Below are 15486 nucleotides of genomic sequence, written 5' to 3' on the forward strand. Positions count from 1 at the left end.
GATCAGCCGAGCGGCAGCTCCGCGCGCACCTGCCACTCGTCCTCGTCCGGTCCGGTACGAGCACTGCCCCCGAGCAGCGCCGCCCGCTCCCGTATGCCACGCAGCCCGCTGCCCCGCCCGGGCCCCGGTATCACGGCCGGAAGCGGATTGCGGACCTCCAGGGCGAGCCTGCCGTCGGCCACCGACACCCGCACGCGCACGGGGACGGCTCCCGCGTGCCGCAGCACATTGGTCAGCGCCTCCTGGAGGATGCGGTACCCCTCCCGCGAGACCGGCCCCGGCACCGTCGCGACGGGACCTGTCACCTCGGCGTCCACCTCGGCGCCGGAGGCGCGCGCGGAGTCCAGGAGGCGGTCGGCGTCGGTGAGCGTCGGCCGGGCGCCGACCGGCCGGTCCGACTCGCGCAGCACCCCAAGGACCCGCTCCAGGTCCGCGAGGGCGGCCCGGCCGGTGTCCTCGATGGCCTCCAGCGCCCGGTCGGTGAACGCCGGATCGCCCGCCGCCCGCGCCGCACCCGCCTGCACCACCGCCACCGTCAGGGCATGCCCGATGGAGTCGTGCAACTCCCGTGCGATGCGGGTGCGTTCGAGAAGCTGCTCGGTGCGCTCCTCCAGGGCGGCCAGTCGCTCGGAGGCGGACGGCCCGAGGAGTCGGCGGGCGCACTCGGTGACCAGTGCGCCGAGTCCGACGACGACCCCGTACAGGGCGAGCAGCGGAAGCGGCACCAGCAGGGCGTACGCCCGCTCCGGCGGCAGCCGGTCCAGCAGCGGAACACCGGAAGGCGCCTGTCCCCACCCGCACTTCGCCAGCTCGTAGGTGATGATCGGCAGCCACACCGTGGCGAACATGGCCGCCGCTCCGAGGGCCATCCGCAGCTCCAGCCACAGGACCGTGCGCAGCCGGTCCCGCCAGGTCACCGACGGTGTCACGGAGATGCCCGGCTCCTCCTCGCCGGGCGTCAGCAGCAGCCGCGCCTGAACGCCCTCGCCCATCCGCACGGCGGGCACGAGACCGACCGGGGCGAGCAGGAGCGCGGGCATCCAGGGAGTCGACATGTCGATGAACAGCCACATGCTGACGATCAGCATGGGCACCCACAGATGCAGCAGGCGCGTGTACGTCGTCCCGCGCAGCAGCGGGCGCAGGAATCGGGCCATGGGGACATCGTCGCAGGCGGCACCGACAACGGACCTCCCCCGCACGGGGGAGACGATCTCCACCCGCGGGGGAGGAACCGAGCCGCGCGCCCGGCCAGGCTGATGCCATGACCAGCATCGACATACGAGACCTCACCAAGGAGTACGGCACCCGGCGGGCCGTGGACCACCTCACCTTCAGCGTCCGCCCCGGCCGCGTCACCGGCTTCCTCGGCCCCAACGGCGCCGGGAAGTCCACCACCATGCGGCTCGTCCTCGGTCTCGACCGGCCGACCTCCGGCACCGCCACTCTCGGCGGCCAGGTGTACGCCGAACTCCGCGAGCCCCTGCGCCGGGTGGGCGCCCTGCTGGATGCGCGGGCCGCGCACGGCTCCCGCACCGCGCACGATCATCTGCGGGCCCTGGCGGCGAGCAACCGCATCCCCGTCCGCCGGGTCGACGGCATCCTGGAGGAGACCGGACTCGCCGCGGTGGCCCGGCGCCGGGTGAATACGTACTCCCTCGGCATGCGCCAGCGGCTCGGCATCGCCGCCGCGCTCCTCGGCGACCCCGAGGTGATCCTGCTGGACGAACCCGCCAACGGCCTCGACCCCGAAGGCATCGTCTGGATCCGCACGCTGCTGCGCCGGCTCGCAGCGGAGGGCCGTACGGTCCTGGTCTCCAGCCATCTGATGAACGAGACCGCCGCCTTCGCCGACCACCTCGTGATCCTCGGCCGCGGCCGCCTTCTCGCCGACACCCCCGTCCAGGACTTCATCCACGCGCGCGTGCGGCCCCAGGTCAGGATCCGCACCACCGACGCCGCCGCGCTCGGCGACCTGCTCGCCCGCCACGGCCACGACGCCTCCCGGGACGAGGACGGGACGTGGACCGTACGGCACGCGCCCGCGGACGACCTCGGCCGCCTCATGTCCGAGGCAGGCGTCCCCGTACTGGAACTGGCCGTCCAGGAGGCCACCTTGGAGCAGGCCTATCTCGATCTGACCGCAGCCGAAGCCGAGTTCACCGCCCAGCCCCAGGAGGCCTGACCATGCCGTTCGCCCCCGTCCTGCACGCCGAGTGGATCAAGATCCGGACGCTGCGCTCGCTCGTCGGCAGCCTGGCCGCGATCCTCGTCGCCACCTCCGCGTTCTCCGCGCTCGCCGCCGCCGACGCCGACGCCGACGGCACGGACCCGCTGTTCTCGGCGTTCTTCGGCGTCAGCTTCGGGCAGATCGCCGCGATCGCGTTCGGTACGACGGCCCTGTCGTCGGAGTTCCGCGGCGGCGCGCTGCGACTGACACTGGCGGCCGTCCCCGACCGGCGGCGGTGGTTCGCCGCGAAGGCCACGGCGATCGCCCTGCCCGTGCTCGCCGTCGGCCTGCTCACGGGCGTGGTGACGCTGCTGGTGGGCAAGGCCGTCCTCGGAGCCTCCGGTCCGTCCTGGGCCGAGGGACTGCGCGGCGCCGTCGGCTGTGGCCTCCACCTCACGCTGATGGCCCTGTTCGCCGCCGGACTCGCGGCCGTGCTGCGCAGCGGAGTGGCGACCCTCTCCGTCCTGATCCCGTTCCTGCTGATCGTGTCCTTCGTCATCGGCGACCTGTCCGGGGGCGTCGCCGACTTCCTGCCCGACCGGGCGGGCCAAGTGGCCCTGCACAGCACCTGGGACGGCGCCCTCGGCCCCTGGAGCGGGCTCGCGGTGACCGCCCTGTGGACGGCGGCGGCGCTGAGCGCGGGAGCCTGGAGCATCCACCGCCGGGACGCTTGACGGCCCGCCAATTGTCAGTGGGGCCCGCTTTACTGGATCACATGGACATCGCGAACCACCTTGCTGTGATCGACCGGCTGTGCGCCCGGGAGTTCCCCGCGGAGCACGGCAGGACGGACGTCGGCACGGGCGGGCCCGGATATCTCATAGCCGAGTTACAGACCAGCGGCGACTTCTACGAGGACGACGGCACCGAGCGGGAGGAGACACAGGCCCAGTACGAGGCCGACCGGGACGCGCTGGGGGAGCGGCTCGCCGAGCGGTGGGGCCCGGCGGACAGGATCAGCCTGTACAGCGCCTTCCGGCAGAGCATGGAGGGGGAGGAGCCGGCGGAGCCCTGGGGCACGCTCGCCTCGCACGTGCCCGACGTGCAGCTGTGGCGCACGGAGTCGGGCCGCTGGGCCGCCCTGGGCGTGTCCCAGTGGGACGGCGAACTGCCCTTCCAGCTGCTGGCGGTGATCACCGAGACCGACCCGCCCTGACCCGTCAGGCCTGCGCCGCCTCCCGCAGCCGTGCGAACTCCTCCGCCATCGTCGCCGCCGTCCAGTGCGCGTTCAGCCCGCTGGGATTGGGCAGCACCCACACCCGCGCGTCCCCGATGGTCCGCTCCTGCGGCCCCACTCGAGCCGTGCGGTCGCCGAAGGCGGCCCGGTACGCGGTCACCCCGACCACGGCCAGCCACCTCGGCTGCCACCGCGTCACCTTGGCCGTCAGCAGCAGCCCGCCCTCGACGTACTCCTCGGCGGTCAGCTCGTCGGCCCGCGCGGTCGCCCGCGCCACCACGTTGGTGATACCGAGCCCGTACGACAGCAGTTCCCGCTGCTCCGCGGGTTTCATGAGCCTCGGGGTGAAGCCGGACAGATGCAGCACCGGCCAGAAGCGGTTGCCGGGGCGGGCGAAGTGATGGCCCGTGGCGGCCGTCATCAGGCCCGGGTTGATGCCGCAGAACAGCACCTGGAGACCGTCCGCGACCACGTCAGGGACGAGGCGGTCGCGGGCGGCCTCCAGTTCCGCCTGGGTGAAGCGGGTCAGAGGATCGCTCCGGGGGTGTAGCCGGCGGCCTCCGGGCGCTGCTTGGCGATCTCCTCGATCCGGCCGACGACCACACCGACCTGGTCGGCCGCCGCGCCCGTGAAGGACAGCTTGTCGGCCATCAGCGCCGCCAGCTGCTCGCGGTCCAGCGGGAGGCGCTCGTCGGCGGCGAGCTTGTCGAGCAGGTCGTTGCGCTCGGCGCCCTGCTCGCGCATGGCGAGCGCGGTGGCGACGGCGTTCTCCTTGATCGCCTCGTGCGCGACCTCGCGGCCGACACCGGAGCGCACGGCGCCCATGAGCACCTTGGTGGTGGCGAGGAACGGCAGGTAGCGGTCCAGCTCGCGGGCGACGACCGCGGGGAAGGCGCCGAACTCGTCGAGGACGGTCAGGAAGGTCTCCAGCAGGCCGTCAAGCGCGAAGAACGCGTCCGGGAGGGCCACCCGGCGCACCACCGAGCAGGAGACGTCGCCCTCGTTCCACTGGTCGCCCGCCAGCTCGCCGGTCATCGAGGCGTAGCCGCGCAAAATGACCATGAGGCCGTTGACGCGCTCGCAGGAGCGGGTGTTCATCTTGTGCGGCATCGCCGAGGAGCCGACCTGGCCCGGCTTGAAGCCCTCGGTGACCAGCTCGTGCCCGGCCATCAGCCGGATCGTCTTGGCCAGCGAGGACGGCGCCGCCGCCAGCTGCACCAGCGCGGTCACGACCTCGTAGTCCAGCGAGCGCGGGTAGACCTGGCCGACCGAGGTGAACGCCTGCGAGAAGCCCAGGTGGTGGGCGATCCGGTCCTCCAGCTCGGCGAGCTTGCCGGCGTCCCCGCCCAGCAGGTCCAGCATGTCCTGCGCGGTGCCGACCGGCCCCTTGATGCCCCGCAGCGGGTAGCGGCCCAGCAGCTCCTCGACCCGCCGGTACGCCACGAGCAACTCGTCGGCGGCGGTCGCGAAGCGCTTGCCGAGGGTCGTGGCCTGCGCGGCCACGTTGTGCGAGCGGCCGGCCATGACCAGCTCGGCGTACTCGCCCGCCAGCTTGCCGAGGCGCGCCAGGACCGCCACCGTACGGTCGCGCATCAGCTCCAGCGACAGCCGGATCTGCAGCTGCTCGACGTTCTCGGTGAGGTCACGGGAGGTCATGCCCTTGTGCACGTGCTCGTGCCCGGCGAGGTCGTTGAACTCCTCGATCCGGGCCTTCACGTCGTGCCGGGTGACCTTCTCGCGCTCGGCGATCGAGGCCAGGTCGACGGTGTCGAGGACGCGCTCGTAGTCGGCGATCGCCTCGTCCGGCACCTCGATGCCGAGGTCCTTCTGGGCCCGCAGCACGGCGAGCCAGAGCTGCCGCTCCAGCTTCACCTTCTGCTCGGGCGACCAGAGCGTGGCGAGCTCGGTGGAGGCGTAGCGTCCGGCGAGGACGTTCGGGATGCGGGGCTTGGCGGGCGCAGAAGTCACGTGTCCAGATTCTACTGGCGGTTTGTGCAGGCCAGCGCCATGGGGTTGTTCGGCGGAAGCTACGAGAGCTGCGCCACGTCGTCCGTGTCGGCCAGTTCCGCCAGCACATCCGCGTGGCACAGCTGAGGCGCACACCAGCAGGCCAGCGTCTTCCCGCGCAGGTCCGGGACCAGTTCCAGCAGCTCCGGCCGCTCCAGCAGACGGGCCCGGTACATCGCCATCACCTCGGCCCGGGTGCCGTCCCGTTTCTTCTTCGGTGTGTCGTAGGCGAACGGGTTGTACAGGGGGTGCCGGGGCAGGTCCCAGCCTCCCATGGTCCAGCGGCGGCCGACGTAGACCACGTCCGCGGGGGCGTGCTCCAGCCGGGGACCGAACTCGTGGATCCGGCCCCTGACGTTGATCACTCGCGTGGTCATGGCAAAGACGCTACGCCGGGCCCTCGTACGGCAGCAGTTCCGGCCGCTTCGGCGGGCGGCCGTCGCCGGAAGAGCGGCCGGTCAGACGCCGTCCTATCCAGGGCAGCAGGTGCTGCTTGGCGAACCGTGCGTCCGCGGCCCGCCGCGTCACCCAGCCCGGCGGCGCGGCGGCCGGTATCGGCGTGCGCCACTCGGCGTCCTCGGGCTCGTGGCCGAGCGTCTGCCACACCGCCTCGGCGACCCGGCGATGCCCCTCGGCCGTCAGATGCAGCCGGTCCACGTCCCACAACCGCGGGTCGGCCAGCGACGGCGCCCCGTACAGGTCGACCACCAGGGCGCCGTGCCGTGCGGCCAGCTCGTCCACGCAGGCGAACAGCTCCTCCATGCGCGGCCGGAACTGTTCCAGCACCGGGCCCTGCCGGCCGGGGCTGCGCATCAGCACGAGCTGCCCGCAGCTGGGTGCCAGCCGCTCGACCGCCTCGGTCAGCAGGCCCCGTACCCGGCCCATGTCGCACTTGGGCCGCAGCGTGTCGTTGAGCCCGCCGACCAGCGTGATCACATCGGGGTTCATCGCCGCCGCCACGTCCACCTGCTCGTCGACGATCTGTCCGATCAGCTTCCCGCGCACGGCGAGGTTGGCGTACCGGAACCCGGGGGTGCGGGCGGCCATCCGCGCGGCGAGGAGGTCGGCCCAGCCGCGGTAGGAGCCGTCGGGCAGCAGGTCCGACATGCCCTCGGTGAAGGAGTCGCCGACCGCGACCAGGCTGGAGTACGGGGGAGGTGTGGGATTCGTCTGCATGGCGAAAGCGATGGTATCCCGGCTCCATACCCGCCGGTCGGTCGGCCCGGAAACCTCCGGGACCGGTTCAGGCGGGCTGCCCGAACAGCTCCCGCAGGACGTCCTCCATGGTCACCAGCCCGGCCAGCCGCCCGTCGTCGCCCAGCACGCCCGCGAGGTGCGTACGGCTGCCCCGCATCGCGGTGAGCACGTCGTCCAGCGGGGTGCTCTCGCGCACGCGCGCGATGGACCGCATGTCGCGCAGCCGGAACGGCACGTCCCGGGGCGAGGCGTCCAGCGCGTCCTTGACGTGCAGGTAGCCCACGATCCGGCGGCCCTCGTCGACGACCGGGAACCGGGAGAAGCCCGACTCGGCCGACAGCCGTTCCAGCTGCTCCGGCGTGGCGCCCACGCGCGCGTAGACCACCCTTTCCAGTGGTACGACCACGTCCCGCACCGGCCTGCTGCCCAGCTCCAGGGCGTCGTGCAGCCGTTCCTGCGCGCGGTTGTCGATGAGGCCCGCCTGGCTGGCGTCCTTGACGATCTCGGCGAGTTCGGTGTCCGTGAAGGTCGCCGCGACCTCGCCCTTGGCCTCCACCCTGAGCAGCTTCAGCAGCCCGTTCGCGAAGGCGTTGATCGAGAAGATCACCGGGCGCAGCGCCCGGGACAGCGCGACCAGGGGAGGGCCGAGCAGCAGCGCGCTGCGCACCGGCTCGGCGAGCGCGACGTTCTTGGGCACCATCTCGCCCAGCAGCATGTGCAGGTAGGTCGCCAGGGCCAGCGCGATCACGAAGGACACCGCGTGGCCCGCGCTCTTGGACACACCGACCGCGTGGAACACCGGCTCCAGCAGATGCGCGATCGCCGGCTCGGCGACCACACCGAGGACCAGCGTGCACAGCGTGATGCCGAGCTGGGCGGCGGCCAGCAGCGCGGACACGTGCTCCAGACCCCACAGCACGCTCTTCGCGCGCCGGTCGCCCGCCTGGGCGAGCGGCTCGATCTGCGAGCGGCGCACGGAGATCAGCGCGAACTCGGCGCCCACGAAGAAGGCGTTGACGACCAGCGTCGCCAGACCGATCAGCAGCTGAACGGCGGTCATCGCGTCCGCTCCGTCTTCTCGTCGCTCTTCTCGTCGTCCAGGGGCGCGTGCAGCAGCACCCGGGCCGCCCGGCGCCCCGAGGCGTCCACCACGTCCAGTCGCCAGCCGCCGACCTCCACGCTGTCCCCGACCCCGGGTATGCGGCCCAGCTCGGTCGCGACGAGGCCGGCCAGCGTCTCGTACGGCCCCTCGGGCACGCGCAGACCCACGCGCGCGAGCTGGTCCGTGCGGGCGGCGCCGTCCGCGGAGTACAGGGCCCGGCCCTCGTCGTCGGCGCCGGCGGGGGCGAGGTCCGGCGTCTCGTGCGGGTCGTGCTCGTCGCGCACCTCGCCGACGACCTCCTCGACGATGTCCTCCAGCGTCGCCACGCCCGCCGTACCGCCGTACTCGTCGATGACGACGGCCATGGTGCGCTTGCCGGAGAGCCGGTCCAGCAGCCGGTCGACGGTGAGGGACTCCGGCACCAGCAGCGGCTCGCGCATCACCTGGGCGACGGAGCGGCGGGTCCGGTCTTTTGCGGGCAGCGCCAGGACGTCCTTGATGTGGGCGATGCCGACGACCGCGTCGAGGCTGCCGCGGTAGACCGGGAACCGGGACAGGCCCGTGGCCCGGGTCGCGTTCGCCACGTCCTCGCAGGTCGCCAGGGTGTCGAGGGCGACGACCTGGACGCGCGGGGTCATCACGTTCTCCGCGGTCAGGTCGGCCAGGTTCAGCGTCCGCAGGAACAGCTCGGCGGTGTCCGCCTCCAGGGCGCCCGCCTTCGCGGAGTGCCGGGCGAGGGCGGCCAGCTCCTGCGGCCCGCGCGCGGAGGCCAGCTCCTCGGCGGGCTCCAGGCCGAACCGGCGCACCATGTGGTTGGCCGTGTTGTTGAGGTGCGTGATGAAGGGGCGGAAGGCGGCGCTGAACCAGCGCTGCGGAGTGCCCACCCGCTTGGCCACGGCCAGCGGCGAGGAGATCGCCCAGTTCTTGGGCACCAGCTCGCCGACGACCATCAGGAACACCGTGGACAGGGCCGTGCCCAGGACCAGCGCGACCGAACTCGCCGTCGTGGGTGAGAGGCCCAGCGCCTCGAACGGCCCGGCGAGCAGCTTGGCGATCGACGGCTCGGCGAGCATGCCGACCACCAGGTTGGTGACGGTGATGCCGAGCTGGGCGCCGGAGAGCTGGAAGGTCAGGTTCCGCGCGGCCTTCAGGGCACCGGCCGCGCCGCGCTCGCCGCGTTCGGCGGCCCGCTCCAGCTCGCCGCGCTCGACCGTGGTCAGGGAGAACTCGGCCGCCACGAAGGCACCGCAGGCGAGCGAGAGCAGGATCGCCACCAGAAGGAGCAGCACTTCGGTCATCGGGTCACCCCTGTCCCAGGATCGGACAGGGCGGGGTGGAACGCGCGGTGTCGCGGACCGGGAGGATCACCCATGGGCGGACGCTCACCACCTTTCATCGAGGGCCGAGCACTCCCTCAATGGTAAAGGATGGGCAAAAGGTCCTAGTCGGAGAGCGGCTTCACCCAGCGCCGCCACTGCTCCTCGGGTGCGTACCCGGCCGCTCGCCAGGCGTGGTGTGCGCTCTCGTTGCGGACCAGCACCATCGCGTCCCCGCGCCGCCCGCCGAGCCGTACGAACCGTTCCTCCGCGGCTGCCAGCAGTGCCGAGCCGATGCCCTGGCGCCGCCGGTCCGGATGCACTGCGAGCCGGTACAGGTGGCAGCGCCAGCCGTCGAAGCCCGCGATCACCGTGCCGACCAGCTCGCCCTGCTGCTCGGCGAGGATCAGCGCCTCGGGATCCCGGGCGACCAGCCGCTCCACTCCGTCGCGGTCGTCGCTGATGCTGGTGCCCTCGGCGGCCGCCTTCCAGAAGGCCAGGACGGCGTCCAGGTCGGCGGGCCGAGCGGAACGTATACGCAGTTCGATCATGCGATCACCCCATCACATACGGATGCGCCCGCCCCGGAATTTCCGTCATGCGGACTCCTCCCGCAACCGCTCCATCACCGGCGCGAACGCCTCCATGGACGGCTCCAGGACGGTCAGGTACGAGAACCCGAACCGCTCCCGCTGTGCCCGCACCCGCTCGACGACGTCGTCCAGGGGCCCCGCCAGCACGATGGGCAGCGCCAGTGCCTGGTCCAGGGTCAGCCCGGGCTGCCGTTCCAGCAGCGGCTTGAGGACGGGCTCCGGGTCGTCGGTGACGGCCACGAGCTGGATCAGCAGGTTCAGCTCGGCGGGCTCCGCGCGGCCCGCAGCCAGCTTCCGGTAACGGGCCACCCGCTCGTCCAGCTCTTCGGCGGTGAGCGGCGTGAGCGTGCCCGGGGCGGTCCCCGGCCGGGCCCCGGTGAAGGCAGTGATGTCGGCGTGCTCGGCCGTCAGGCGCAGCATCCGGTCACCGTTGGCGCCGATCAGCAGGGGCACCCGGGACTGTGCGGGCCGGGGCTGGAACTCCTCGGAGCCGAGCAGCCGGTCCAGCTCCCGGACCGTGCGCCGCAGGTGGTCCACCCGCTCGCGCGGCGAGCCGTACGGCAGCCCGGCCGTCTCGTGCTCGGCCTGGACGTATCCGGTCCCGAGACCGAGTTCGAGACGGCCGCCGGTCAGCGCGTCCGTGGTCGCGACCTCACGGGCCAGCAGCGCCGGATTCCAGAACCCGGCGTTGAGCACGAACGTGCCGAGCCGGGGCCGCTCGGTCGCCTCGGCGGCCGCCACCAGCGCCGGGAACGGCGCGACCATGCCGAGGTGGTCGGGGACCAGGATCACGTCGTACCCCAGTTCCTCGGCGCGGCGGCACTTGGCCCGCCACTCGGCGGCGGGCGACGGCGTGAGCAGGTTGACTCCGAAGCGGAACGGGCGCGGCATGAACTCTCCTCGACTGCACATGACTTGAGTCTGGATCCGTGATTCCATCACGTCCGCCCCGGTGCCGTCATTCGTGCGCGATCGCCGCCAGCACGTTCATCCGCGACGCCCGCAGCGCCGGCAGCAGGGCGGCCACGATGCCCACCAGCGCCGAGCCGATCACCACCGCGACGATCGTGCCCCAGGGGAACGCGAGCGCGGTCATGCCCTGCAGCGCCAGCACCTGCTGCGTACAAACGCCCCAGACGAGCCCCAGCGCCAGGCCGAGGACCGCGCCGAACACCGCGATCACCACCGACTCCAGCCGGATCATCCGGCGCAGCTGCCGCCGGCTGAGCCCGATCGCGCGCAGCAGTCCGATCTCCCGGGTGCGCTCCACCACCGACAGGGCGAGGGTGTTGACCACGCCGAGCACGGCGATGACGATCGCGAGTCCGAGCAGCGCGTAGACGAGGTACAGCAGCACGGCGATCTGGTCGTGCACGAGCTTCTTGTAGTCGGCCTGGTCGCGGACCTGTACCTGCGGATACGGCTTGAGGGTCCGCTCCAGGCGGGAGCGCAGCAGGTCGGCGCCGGTGCCGGCGGCCCGCTTGACGTAGAGGGCTGCGTCCTGGCCGCCGGGGACGTACTTCTCGGCCGTGCCGATGCCGAAGAACAGCCCGCCCTGCATGCCGAACCCGTCGCCGGTGCCCTGGTCGGTGAGGGCGCCCACCCGCATCTCGGCCCGGTGCCCGCCGGGGAACTCGACGGGCAGGGTGCTGCCCAGGCGCACGCCGTGGTCCTCGGCGAAGTCGGCGTCCATGCCGAGCCCGCCGTCCGCGAGCGCCGCCGCGCTGTTCCCGGCCGTGTAGGTCAGGTGGGCGACGTCGTCGACGTGGGGGTCGTAGCCGGTGGCGGTCGTCTTCACGCGCTCGCCGTCGGGGAGCCGGACGGCCACGGGTGCGAACCGCTGCCGTACGACGAGCCGCACGCCCTCGGTGCCGCGCACCTTGTCGGTGATCTCCTTGGTGAACGGCAGGAAGCTGCCGTTCTGGATGACGAAGTCGGCGCCCAGCGTCTTGTCGATCCGCTGGTCGAACGACGCGGACATCGAGGCGCTCGCCACCGACATCCCGCCGACCAGCGCGAGGCCCACCATCAGCGCGGCCGCGGTGGCGCCGGTGCGGCGCGGATTGCGCAGGGCGTTGCGCTGGCTCATCCGGCCGACCGATCCGAACAGCGCGGGGAAGGCGCCGCCCAGGACACGGATCACAGGGCGCACCAGCAGCGGGCCGGCGATCACGGTCGCGATCAGCGTCAGGACCACGCCGAGGCCCAGCAGGGAGGCCGCGGACGCGGTCTTCGTGGCCGCCGCGCACCCGGCGAGCGCGGCCGCACCGGCCGCCCCGACCACGGATCCGACGATCGCCCGCACTTTCAACGGCTTGCCCACGCCTGCGACTTCGGCATCCACGAGCGCTGCCATCGGCGGAACCGCCGCCGCGCGCCGCGCGGGCAGGTACGCGGCGACGAAGGTGACACCGACCCCGACGGCGTACGCCGCCACGGGTGTCCCCCAGCCGATGACCATCTCCGTGGCCTTGAGATTCATCCCGAACGCGCTCATCAGGCGGATCAGTCCGAACGCCAGCCCTATTCCGGCCGCGAGGCCCAGCGTCGAGCCGGCCACGCCGAGCAGAACCGCCTCCGTGAGCACCGACCGCCGCACCTGCCGCCGGTCGGCGCCGAGTGCCCGCAGCAGGCCCAGTTCGCGGGTGCGCTGGGCGATGAGCATGGAGAAGGTGTTGACGATCAGGAAGACGCCCACGAGCACGGCGATGCCGGCGAACCCCAGCATCACGTACTTGATGACGTCCAGGAAACCGCCGAGGGTGGCCGCGGCCGACTTGGCCTGTTCCCCGGCGGTCTTCAGGTCGTACGTGCCGGTGCCGATCGCCTTGCCGACGCGGCGCTTGAGTTCCGCGTCCGTCACGCCCTTGGCCGCGTCCACGGAGATGCTGGTGGCCCGGTCGGCGGAGCCGAGCAGCTCACGGGCGGCCACCGCGGGGTCCAGGAAGACCAGGGCCGCGCCCGGGTTGGTGGTGGTGAACGTGGCGATGCCGACGACCCGGACCCGGAAGGTGCCCGGCTGTGCCTGCACCGTCAGCGGGTCGCCGATCCGTACGTGCTTCTTGTCCGCGGTGTCCGCGTCGAGCAGCGCCTCGCCCGCACCGCGCGGGGCATGACCGGAGGTCAGTTTCACCGGGCTGCGGTGGGTGACGTACCAGGAGGTGGCGATGGTCGGGGCGCCGGTGGTCGGGCCGACGGACTTGTCGTGGCTGTCGACCACCACCACGTTCTCCACCGACACGTCCGCATGCGCCGCCGCGACTCCCTCGACCTTCGCCACCCGGTCCGTGAGCGCCGCGGGGACGGTCTGGACCGCGCCGGCGGTCCTCGGGGACCTCAGGTCCTGCTTCGGCTCGAGCGTCACATCGGCGGAGGTCGAGGCGAACAGCCGGTCGAAGGTGCGGGTGACGGTGTCGGAGAAGATCAGGCTGCCCGCGACGAACGCCACGGACAGCACGACGGCCAGCGCGGACAGCGCCAGCCGGCCCTTGTGCGCGAGGAAACTCCGCAAGGTCGCCTTGAGCACGGGGTCAGCCCTCCTGGGCGGTGCTGTCGTCGCCGAGCCGTCCCCGCACCACGTCGAACGCCTTCATGCGCTCCAGCACGGCGTCCGCCGTCGGCTGCTCCATCCGGTCCACGATCCGCCCGTCGCCGAGGAAGAGCACCAGGTCGGAGTGGGCGGCCGCGCCCGGGTCGTGGGTGACCATCACGACGCTCTGCCCGAGGTCGTCCACGGCCCTGCGCAGAAAGCCCAGCACCTCGAGCCCGGCCCGCGAGTCCAGATTGCCGGTCGGCTCGTCGGCGAAGATCAGCTCGGGCCGGGAGGCCAGCGCCCGGGCGCAGGCGACCCGCTGCTGCTGACCGCCCGAGAGCTGGGAGGGGCGGTGCGTCAGGCGCCCGCGCAGCCCGAGCGTGTCGATGACCTGGTCCAGCCATGTCTCGTCGGGCCTGCGGCCCGCGATGTCCATGGGCAGCGTGATGTTCTCGGCCGCGGTCAGTGTCGGGATGAGGTTGAACGACTGGAACATGAACCCGATCCGGTCCCGCCGCAGCCGGGTCAGCTCCCGGTCCTTCAGGCCCGTGATCTCCGTGTCGCCGAGCCAGACCTGCCCGGCCGAGACGCTGTCCAGGCCGGCCAGGCAGTGCATCAGGGTGGACTTCCCCGAGCCCGAGGGGCCCATCACGGCGGTGAAGCGACCGCGCGCGATGTCCACGTCCACCGAGTCCAGGGCGAGCACCGTCGTCTCGCCCGAGCCGTAGGCCTTGGTCAGCCCGCGGGCGCGGGCCGCGATCGAGCCGTCCCGCGCCCGGCCCGGCGCGTGCTCGGCAGCAGGTGTGGACAAGACCGCCTCCCGGTCGTCGACTCCCTCGTACCGGCCGAGCCTAGTGTGACCCGTCCCACAGCCGGAATCCCTACGGGCTCCCACGCCGAGAGACTCTCCATACGGGGGGCCGGTCACCCTTGCCGTGCTAGCACCCCGGCGCTAGCGTCGAAGCATGGCGAAGACCCAGCTGAACGTGCGCGTGGACGAGGGCACCGCCCGCGCGGCCCGCGAGCGCGCCCTGGCCCGCGGCATGAGCGTCAACCGCTACATAGAAGAGCTGGTCAGACAGGACACCGGGGAGGCCGGCCGCACCTTCGTGGACGCCGCCGCCGACTTCATGAAGCAGTACGAGTCCGTGTTCGCCGAGGAGTTCGGCGAGGCACGCGGCACCGACTCCGGCGAAGCCCGCAGCTGATCCCTTGAACGAGCTCAGCATCGACCTCGCCTGGCTGCTCATGCTCGCCGAACAGAAGACGCCGGGGGACCCCGAGGTCGTCGACTGGGGCGCCCTGGTCGCCGCCGTCGCCCGCCACCGGGCCGAGATATTCGGCGTGCCCGTCTACGACACCCCGCAGGCCCGCGCCGCAGCCCTGCTCCAGCTGCTCATCCATGTGCCGGCGCTGGAGCGCTCCAACGCCCTGTTCGCCTCGGCCGTCGCCTACGCCTATCTGGTCGCCAGCGGTCTGAAGGTGGTCACCTCGCCCGAGCAGGTCCGCGATCTGGCCCGGCTGGTGAAGAGCGGCGAGGCGGACATCGACGACATCGCCCGGGAGCTGCGCCGCTGGAGCCTGTGACGAGCGGCGGCCCGGACCGCCGGATCACCGCTCGGCCGGCTCGCCGGGCCGCCAGGCGGTGCCCAGCGCACCGTACGAGGTGGGCAGCTTCGGCCCCCGGTCCGGCAGCAGCACCCGCCGGTACGGGCCGAGTTCGAACCCTGCCTCACGCAGCGCGGCGACCGGGTCCCGGGCGACGTGGCAGCCGCCGTTCAGCGCGGGCCAGAGCGTCCGGTCCAGGGCGCGCTGGGTCAGCGTCATCACCCGGCCGCCGCCCCGGCCGTGCTCGAGGAACCGCACCTCGCCGCCCGGCCTGAGCACCCGCCGTACCTCGCCCAGCGCCCGAGGCACGTCCCGCACGCTGCACAGCACCAGCGACAGCACGACGGCATCGAAGGCCTCGCTCTTCACCGGCAGCGCCTCGGCCGCCCCCGGCACCACATCGACCGGCACCTGCGCGCGCAGGGCCGACTCCAGGGCCAACTTCCTGAGCAGCGGCTCCGGTTCGATCGCGACGACCTCCGCGACGGTCCCCGGATAGTGCCCGAAGTTCAGCCCGTTTCCGGCGCCGATCTCGATCACCCGCCCCGAGAGCCCGGCGAGCAGCCGCTCGCGCGTCCCGGCCATCCCGAGCCGGGTCTCGGCGGCCACACTGAGCCGGGCGTAGCAGCGGGCGAAGAGCGGGTGGTGGACGGGGCTGCGCGCCACCGTGGCGGAACCGGTCGACAACAACCGCATGGCAACCTCCCGGAAGGGTCGGGCCTAA

Annotated in this window: 17 protein-coding genes; 5 read left to right on the plus strand and 12 right to left on the minus strand. The window is 72.6% G+C overall.

Annotated elements, in window-relative coordinates:
* Positions 1-2: 2 nt before the first annotated feature.
* On the minus strand, positions 3-1157 hold the full coding sequence (locus AQI88_RS31975; RefSeq protein WP_067005817.1) for a sensor histidine kinase: 1155 nt from the start codon (positions 1155-1157) through the stop codon (positions 3-5).
* A gap of 107 nt (positions 1158-1264) precedes the next feature.
* On the opposite strand from AQI88_RS31975, the gene AQI88_RS31980 reads away from it, so the two are divergent.
* From AQI88_RS31980 to AQI88_RS31990, 3 genes are read left to right on the plus strand one after another with little or no spacing between them, the layout of a single operon-like run.
* Complete coding sequence (locus tag AQI88_RS31980; RefSeq protein WP_067005819.1) at positions 1265-2185, plus strand: ATP-binding cassette domain-containing protein; 921 nt, start codon at positions 1265-1267, stop codon at positions 2183-2185.
* Between the two features lie 2 nt (positions 2186-2187).
* The gene (locus AQI88_RS31985) at positions 2188-2904 is read left to right on the plus strand and encodes an ABC transporter permease (protein ID WP_067005821.1); all 717 of its coding nucleotides are present in this window, start codon (positions 2188-2190) and stop codon (positions 2902-2904) included.
* A gap of 41 nt (positions 2905-2945) precedes the next feature.
* The gene (locus AQI88_RS31990; protein WP_067005823.1) at positions 2946-3386 is read left to right on the plus strand and encodes a hypothetical protein; all 441 of its coding nucleotides are present in this window, start codon (positions 2946-2948) and stop codon (positions 3384-3386) included.
* A gap of 4 nt (positions 3387-3390) precedes the next feature.
* Here AQI88_RS31990 and mug read toward each other — a convergent pair whose 3' ends face one another.
* The 10 genes from mug to AQI88_RS32040 all read right to left on the minus strand — a co-directional run bounded on the left by mug (position 3391) and on the right by AQI88_RS32040 (position 13965).
* Positions 3391-3936 carry a G/U mismatch-specific DNA glycosylase gene (mug, locus tag AQI88_RS31995; protein WP_107118725.1) on the minus strand — a complete coding sequence of 182 codons (546 nt, stop codon included), beginning with the start codon at positions 3934-3936 and terminating at the stop codon, positions 3391-3393.
* Positions 3933-5375 (minus strand): adenylosuccinate lyase, encoded by a 1443-nt coding sequence (gene purB / locus AQI88_RS32000; protein WP_067005825.1) that lies wholly within the window; start codon positions 5373-5375, stop codon positions 3933-3935. The genes mug and purB overlap by 4 nt, the downstream gene beginning before the upstream one ends.
* Positions 5376-5434: 59 nt before the next feature.
* The gene (locus tag AQI88_RS32005; RefSeq protein ID WP_067005827.1) at positions 5435-5791 is read right to left on the minus strand and encodes a DUF4326 domain-containing protein; all 357 of its coding nucleotides are present in this window, start codon (positions 5789-5791) and stop codon (positions 5435-5437) included.
* A gap of 10 nt (positions 5792-5801) precedes the next feature.
* Positions 5802-6590 (minus strand): SGNH/GDSL hydrolase family protein, encoded by a 789-nt coding sequence (locus tag AQI88_RS32010; protein ID WP_067005829.1) that lies wholly within the window; start codon positions 6588-6590, stop codon positions 5802-5804.
* Positions 6591-6657: 67 nt separating this feature from the next.
* The gene (locus AQI88_RS32015) at positions 6658-7671 is read right to left on the minus strand and encodes a hemolysin family protein (protein ID WP_067005831.1); all 1014 of its coding nucleotides are present in this window, start codon (positions 7669-7671) and stop codon (positions 6658-6660) included.
* Complete coding sequence (locus AQI88_RS32020; protein ID WP_067005833.1) at positions 7668-9011, minus strand: hemolysin family protein; 1344 nt, start codon at positions 9009-9011, stop codon at positions 7668-7670. The genes AQI88_RS32015 and AQI88_RS32020 overlap by 4 nt, the downstream gene beginning before the upstream one ends.
* Before the next feature lie 143 nt (positions 9012-9154).
* Complete coding sequence (locus AQI88_RS32025) at positions 9155-9580, minus strand: GNAT family N-acetyltransferase (RefSeq protein ID WP_067005836.1); 426 nt, start codon at positions 9578-9580, stop codon at positions 9155-9157.
* Positions 9581-9625: 45 nt separating this feature from the next.
* Entirely contained in the window at positions 9626-10513 is an 888-nt protein-coding gene (locus AQI88_RS32030; RefSeq protein WP_067005838.1) for an LLM class F420-dependent oxidoreductase, read from the minus strand.
* A 67-nt stretch (positions 10514-10580) separates the two neighbouring features.
* Positions 10581-13148 carry an ABC transporter permease gene (locus AQI88_RS32035; protein ID WP_067005839.1) on the minus strand — a complete coding sequence of 856 codons (2568 nt, stop codon included), beginning with the start codon at positions 13146-13148 and terminating at the stop codon, positions 10581-10583.
* 4 nt (positions 13149-13152) lie between these two features.
* Complete coding sequence (locus AQI88_RS32040) at positions 13153-13965, minus strand: ABC transporter ATP-binding protein (RefSeq protein ID WP_067005841.1); 813 nt, start codon at positions 13963-13965, stop codon at positions 13153-13155.
* A 154-nt stretch (positions 13966-14119) separates the two neighbouring features.
* Here AQI88_RS32040 and AQI88_RS32045 point away from each other — a divergent pair, with 154 nt between their 5' ends.
* The gene (locus AQI88_RS32045; protein ID WP_067005843.1) at positions 14120-14362 is read left to right on the plus strand and encodes a toxin-antitoxin system, antitoxin component; all 243 of its coding nucleotides are present in this window, start codon (positions 14120-14122) and stop codon (positions 14360-14362) included.
* Between the two features lie 4 nt (positions 14363-14366).
* Complete coding sequence (locus AQI88_RS32050; RefSeq protein WP_067005845.1) at positions 14367-14741, plus strand: fic family toxin-antitoxin system, toxin component; 375 nt, start codon at positions 14367-14369, stop codon at positions 14739-14741.
* Between the two features lie 24 nt (positions 14742-14765).
* Here AQI88_RS32050 and AQI88_RS32055 read toward each other — a convergent pair whose 3' ends face one another.
* Positions 14766-15458, minus strand: a complete 693-nt coding sequence (locus tag AQI88_RS32055) for a class I SAM-dependent methyltransferase (protein ID WP_067005847.1) — start codon at positions 15456-15458, stop codon at positions 14766-14768.
* Positions 15459-15486 lie beyond the last annotated feature (28 nt).

Source organism: Streptomyces cellostaticus, from assembly GCF_001513965.1.
Taxonomy (GTDB): domain Bacteria; phylum Actinomycetota; class Actinomycetes; order Streptomycetales; family Streptomycetaceae; genus Streptomyces; species Streptomyces cellostaticus.

Excerpts from the sequence above, each read along its gene's own strand:
- AQI88_RS32015 (WP_067005831.1), bottom strand. The coding sequence starts at position 7,671 with ATGACCGCCGTTCAGCTGCTGATCGGTCTGGCGACGCTGGTCGTCAAC.
- AQI88_RS32005 (WP_067005827.1), bottom strand. The coding sequence starts at position 5,791 with ATGACCACGCGAGTGATCAACGTCAGGGGCCGGATCCACGAGTTCGGT.
- AQI88_RS31985 (WP_067005821.1), top strand. The coding sequence starts at position 2,188 with ATGCCGTTCGCCCCCGTCCTGCACGCCGAGTGGATCAAGATCCGGACG.
- AQI88_RS32030 (WP_067005838.1), bottom strand. The coding sequence starts at position 10,513 with ATGCCGCGCCCGTTCCGCTTCGGAGTCAACCTGCTCACGCCGTCGCCC.
- AQI88_RS31975 (WP_067005817.1), bottom strand. The coding sequence starts at position 1,157 with ATGGCCCGATTCCTGCGCCCGCTGCTGCGCGGGACGACGTACACGCGC.
- AQI88_RS32055 (WP_067005847.1), bottom strand. The coding sequence starts at position 15,458 with ATGCGGTTGTTGTCGACCGGTTCCGCCACGGTGGCGCGCAGCCCCGTC.
- AQI88_RS32010 (WP_067005829.1), bottom strand. The coding sequence starts at position 6,590 with ATGCAGACGAATCCCACACCTCCCCCGTACTCCAGCCTGGTCGCGGTC.
- AQI88_RS31990 (WP_067005823.1), top strand. The coding sequence starts at position 2,946 with ATGGACATCGCGAACCACCTTGCTGTGATCGACCGGCTGTGCGCCCGG.
- AQI88_RS31980 (WP_067005819.1), top strand. The coding sequence starts at position 1,265 with ATGACCAGCATCGACATACGAGACCTCACCAAGGAGTACGGCACCCGG.
- AQI88_RS32045 (WP_067005843.1), top strand. The coding sequence starts at position 14,120 with ATGGCGAAGACCCAGCTGAACGTGCGCGTGGACGAGGGCACCGCCCGC.
- AQI88_RS32020 (WP_067005833.1), bottom strand. The coding sequence starts at position 9,011 with ATGACCGAAGTGCTGCTCCTTCTGGTGGCGATCCTGCTCTCGCTCGCC.
- AQI88_RS32025 (WP_067005836.1), bottom strand. The coding sequence starts at position 9,580 with ATGATCGAACTGCGTATACGTTCCGCTCGGCCCGCCGACCTGGACGCC.